A 5,383-nucleotide genomic window follows, 5' to 3' on the forward strand; every position below is an offset into this window, starting at 1 on the left:
CGCTCAGCCAACCGCTCTTTAACAATTGAATCAAGCAATTCGTGTGGGTGCTTGTGTCGTAAGACTGAAGTCGCAAGATTATCAGCAACGCAAGTTACTCCACGAGAAATCATGGTTTAACCAACGATTGCTGAGCCAAGTTTAGAGGGTTTTCTCAAAACCCGATTGCAGTATTGAACTGAAGAGTTTGATCATGGCTCAGATTGAACGCTGGCGGCAGGCCTAACACATGCAAGTCGAGCGGATGAAGGGAGCTTGCTCCCTGATTCAGCGGCGGACGGGTGAGTAATGCCTAGGAATCTGCCTGGTAGTGGGGGACAACGTCTCGAAAGGGACGCTAATACCGCATACGTCCTACGGGAGAAAGTGGGGGCTCTTCGGACCTCACGCTATCAGATGAGCCTAGGTCGGATTAGCTAGTTGGTGAGGTAATGGCTCACCAAGGCGACGATCCGTAACTGGTCTGAGAGGATGATCAGTCACACTGGAACTGAGACACGGTCCAGACTCCTACGGGAGGCAGCAGTGGGGAATATTGGACAATGGGCGAAAGCCTGATCCAGCCATGCCGCGTGTGTGAAGAAGGTCTTCGGATTGTAAAGCACTTTAAGTTGGGAGGAAGGGTTGTACGTTAATACCGTGCAATTTTGACGTTACCGACAGAATAAGCACCGGCTAACTCTGTGCCAGCAGCCGCGGTAATACAGAGGGTGCAAGCGTTAATCGGAATTACTGGGCGTAAAGCGCGCGTAGGTGGTTTGTTAAGTTGGATGTGAAATCCCCGGGCTCAACCTGGGAACTGCATCCAAAACTGGCAAGCTAGAGTAGGGCAGAGGGTGGTGGAATTTCCTGTGTAGCGGTGAAATGCGTAGATATAGGAAGGAACACCAGTGGCGAAGGCGACCACCTGGGCTCATACTGACACTGAGGTGCGAAAGCGTGGGGAGCAAACAGGATTAGATACCCTGGTAGTCCACGCCGTAAACGATGTCAACTAGCCGTTGGAATCCTTGAGATTTTAGTGGCGCAGCTAACGCATTAAGTTGACCGCCTGGGGAGTACGGCCGCAAGGTTAAAACTCAAATGAATTGACGGGGGCCCGCACAAGCGGTGGAGCATGTGGTTTAATTCGAAGCAACGCGAAGAACCTTACCAGGCCTTGACATCCAGTGAACTTGCCAGAGATGGCTTGGTGCCTTCGGGAACACTGAGACAGGTGCTGCATGGCTGTCGTCAGCTCGTGTCGTGAGATGTTGGGTTAAGTCCCGTAACGAGCGCAACCCTTGTCCTTAGTTACCAGCACGTTAAGGTGGGCACTCTAAGGAGACTGCCGGTGACAAACCGGAGGAAGGTGGGGATGACGTCAAGTCATCATGGCCCTTACGGCCTGGGCTACACACGTGCTACAATGGTCGGTACAAAGGGTTGCCAAGCCGCGAGGTGGAGCTAATCCCATAAAACCGATCGTAGTCCGGATCGCAGTCTGCAACTCGACTGCGTGAAGTCGGAATCGCTAGTAATCGCGAATCAGAATGTCGCGGTGAATACGTTCCCGGGCCTTGTACACACCGCCCGTCACACCATGGGAGTGGGTTGCACCAGAAGTAGCTAGTCTAACCTTCGGGAGGACGGTTACCACGGTGTGATTCATGACTGGGGTGAAGTCGTAACAAGGTAGCCGTAGGGGAACCTGCGGCTGGATCACCTCCTTAATCGAAGACTCGGCTGCTTCGCAAGCTCCCACACGAATTGCTTGATTCATTGAAGAAGACGATAAAAGCAGCTTCAAGCTTTGAGCTACACGCTTTAAGTTTTAGGTCTGTAGCTCAGTTGGTTAGAGCGCACCCCTGATAAGGGTGAGGTCGGCAGTTCAAATCTGCCCAGACCTACCAGTTCCCCGGGGCCATAGCTCAGCTGGGAGAGCGCCTGCCTTGCACGCAGGAGGTCAGCGGTTCGATCCCGCTTGGCTCCACCATTTACTGGTCTGCGACTGCTTTTGTCAGAGCATAGAAATGAGCATTCCGCCCGTTGCGGTGGTGAATGTTGATTTCTAGTCTTTGATTAGATCGTTCTTTAAAAATTCGGGTATGTGATAGAAAGATAGACTGTGCACCGCTTTCACTGGCGGGGCACAGGCTAAGGTAAAGTTTGTGAATGCAAACTTTCGGCGAATGTCGTCTTCACAGTATAACCAGATTGCTTGGGGTTATATGGTCAAGTGAAGAAGCGCATACGGTGGATGCCTTGGCAGTCAGAGGCGATGAAAGACGTGGTAGCCTGCGAAAAGCTTCGGGGAGTCGGCAAACAGACTGTGATCCGGAGATGTCTGAATGGGGGAACCCAACTGTCACAAGACAGTTATCTTGCACTGAATACATAGGTGCACGAAGCGAACCAGGGGAACTGAAACATCTAAGTACCCTGAGGAAAAGAAATCAACCGAGATTCCCTTAGTAGTGGCGAGCGAACGGGGACCAGCCCTTAAGTTGATTTGAGATTAGCGGAACGCTCTGGAAAGTGCGGCCATAGTGGGTGATAGCCCTGTACGCGAAAATCTCTTGTCAATGAAATCGAGTAGGACGGGGCACGAGAAACCTTGTCTGAACATGGGGGGACCATCCTCCAAGGCTAAATACTACTGACTGACCGATAGTGAACCAGTACCGTGAGGGAAAGGCGAAAAGAACCGCGGAGAGCGGAGTGAAATAGATCCTGAAACCGTATGCGTACAAGCAGTGGGAGCCTACTTTGTTAGGTGACTGCGTACCTTTTGTATAATGGGTCAGCGACTTATTTTCAGTGGCAAGCTTAACCGAATAGGGGAGGCGTAGCGAAAGCGAGTCTTAATAGGGCGTCAAGTCGCTGGGAATAGACCCGAAACCGGGCGATCTATCCATGGGCAGGTTGAAGGTTAGGTAACACTGACTGGAGGACCGAACCGACTACCGTTGAAAAGTTAGCGGATGACCTGTGGATCGGAGTGAAAGGCTAATCAAGCTCGGAGATAGCTGGTTCTCCTCGAAAGCTATTTAGGTAGCGCCTCATGTATCACTGTAGGGGGTAGAGCACTGTTTCGGCTAGGGGGTCATCCCGACTTACCAAACCGATGCAAACTCCGAATACCTACAAGTGCCGAGCATGGGAGACACACGGCGGGTGCTAACGTCCGTCGTGAAAAGGGAAACAACCCAGACCGTCAGCTAAGGTCCCAAAGTCATGGTTAAGTGGGAAACGATGTGGGAAGGCTTAGACAGCTAGGAGGTTGGCTTAGAAGCAGCCACCCTTTAAAGAAAGCGTAATAGCTCACTAGTCGAGTCGGCCTGCGCGGAAGATGTAACGGGGCTCAAACCATGCACCGAAGCTACGGGTATCACGCAAGTGATGCGGTAGAGGAGCGTTCTGTAAGCCTGTGAAGGTGAGTTGAGAAGCTTGCTGGAGGTATCAGAAGTGCGAATGCTGACATGAGTAACGACAATGGGTGTGAAAAACACCCACGCCGAAAGACCAAGGTTTCCTGCGCAACGTTAATCGACGCAGGGTTAGTCGGTCCCTAAGGCGAGGCTGAAAAGCGTAGTCGATGGAAAACAGGTTAATATTCCTGTACTTCCAGTTATTGCGATGGAGGGACGGAGAAGGCTAGGCCAGCCTGGCGTTGGTTGTCCAGGTTTAAGGTGGTAGGCTGAAATCTTAGGTAAATCCGGGGTTTCAAGGCCGAGAGCTGATGACGAGTGTTCTTTCGAACGCGAAGTGGTTGATGCCATGCTTCCAAGAAAAGCTTCTAAGCTTCAGATAACTGGGAACCGTACCCCAAACCGACACAGGTGGTTAGGTAGAGAATACCAAGGCGCTTGAGAGAACTCGGGTGAAGGAACTAGGCAAAATGGCACCGTAACTTCGGGAGAAGGTGCGCCGGTGAGGGTGAAGGACTTGCTCCGTAAGCTCATGCCGGTCGAAGATACCAGGCCGCTGCGACTGTTTATTAAAAACACAGCACTCTGCAAACACGAAAGTGGACGTATAGGGTGTGACGCCTGCCCGGTGCCGGAAGGTTAATTGATGGGGTTAGCGCAAGCGAAGCTCTTGATCGAAGCCCCGGTAAACGGCGGCCGTAACTATAACGGTCCTAAGGTAGCGAAATTCCTTGTCGGGTAAGTTCCGACCTGCACGAATGGCGTAACGATGGCGGCGCTGTCTCCACCCGAGACTCAGTGAAATTGAAATCGCTGTGAAGATGCAGTGTATCCGCGGCTAGACGGAAAGACCCCGTGAACCTTTACTATAGCTTTGCACTGGACTTTGAATTTGCTTGTGTAGGATAGGTGGGAGGCTTTGAAGCGTGAACGCCAGTTTGCGTGGAGCCATCCTTGAAATACCACCCTGGCAACTTTGAGGTTCTAACTCAGGTCCGTGATCCGGATCGAGGACAGTGTATGGTGGGTAGTTTGACTGGGGCGGTCTCCTCCTAAAGAGTAACGGAGGAGTACGAAGGTGCGCTCAGACCGGTCGGAAATCGGTCGCAGAGTATAAAGGCAAAAGCGCGCTTGACTGCGAGACAGACACGTCGAGCAGGTACGAAAGTAGGTCTTAGTGATCCGGTGGTTCTGTATGGAAGGGCCATCGCTCAACGGATAAAAGGTACTCCGGGGATAACAGGCTGATACCGCCCAAGAGTTCATATCGACGGCGGTGTTTGGCACCTCGATGTCGGCTCATCACATCCTGGGGCTGAAGCCGGTCCCAAGGGTATGGCTGTTCGCCATTTAAAGTGGTACGCGAGCTGGGTTTAGAACGTCGTGAGACAGTTCGGTCCCTATCTGCCGTGGACGTTTGAGATTTGAGAGGGGCTGCTCCTAGTACGAGAGGACCGGAGTGGACGAACCTCTGGTGTTCCGGTTGTCACGCCAGTGGCATTGCCGGGTAGCTATGTTCGGAAAAGATAACCGCTGAAAGCATCTAAGCGGGAAACTTGCCTCAAGATGAGATCTCACTGGAACCTTGAGTTCCCTGAAGGGCCGTCGAAGACTACGACGTTGATAGGTGGGGTGTGTAAGCGCTGTGAGGCGTTGAGCTAACCCATACTAATTGCCCGTGAGGCTTGACCATATAACACCCAAGCAATCTGCAGGCCTAAGGCTCAGATTGCGGTGACTGTGAAGACGACACCCCGAAAGTTTGCACACAACGCACCGATCACATACCTGATACGCCAGGGCGCGGCCACAAGGTCACGACTCGGCACCCGGATTTCTTGACGACCATAGAGTGTTGGAACCACCTGATCCCATCCCGAACTCAGAAGTGAAACGATACATCGCCGATGGTAGTGTGGGGTTTCCCCATGTGAGAGTAGGTCATCGTCAAGATTCAATTGCAGAACCCCGTT

At 52.3% G+C, this 5,383-nt stretch carries 2 tRNA genes and 3 rRNA genes; all 5 read left to right on the forward strand.

Annotated features, from left to right (window positions below):
- Window positions 1-175: 175 nt before the first annotated feature.
- The 5 genes from N5D61_RS26355 (at window position 176) to rrf (ending at window position 5,363) form a co-directional block, all read left to right on the forward strand.
- Window positions 176-1,712, forward strand: a 16S ribosomal RNA gene (locus tag N5D61_RS26355).
- Window positions 1,713-1,815: 103 nt separating this feature from the next.
- Window positions 1,816-1,892 (forward strand) — tRNA-Ile (locus tag N5D61_RS26360).
- Between the two features lie 7 nt (window positions 1,893-1,899).
- A tRNA-Ala gene (locus tag N5D61_RS26365) sits at window positions 1,900-1,975 on the forward strand.
- Window positions 1,976-2,212: 237 nt separating this feature from the next.
- Window positions 2,213-5,103, forward strand: a 23S ribosomal RNA gene (locus tag N5D61_RS26370).
- 144 nt (window positions 5,104-5,247) lie between these two features.
- A 5S ribosomal RNA gene (rrf, locus tag N5D61_RS26375) occupies window positions 5,248-5,363 on the forward strand.
- Together the 16S, 23S and 5S rRNA genes with 2 tRNA genes alongside form the textbook arrangement of a ribosomal RNA operon.
- The last annotated feature ends 20 nt before the right edge of the window (window positions 5,364-5,383 follow it).

Origin of the sequence: Pseudomonas sp. GD03842, assembly GCF_029841165.1 — a bacterium.
GTDB lineage: Bacteria > Pseudomonadota > Gammaproteobacteria > Pseudomonadales > Pseudomonadaceae > Aquipseudomonas.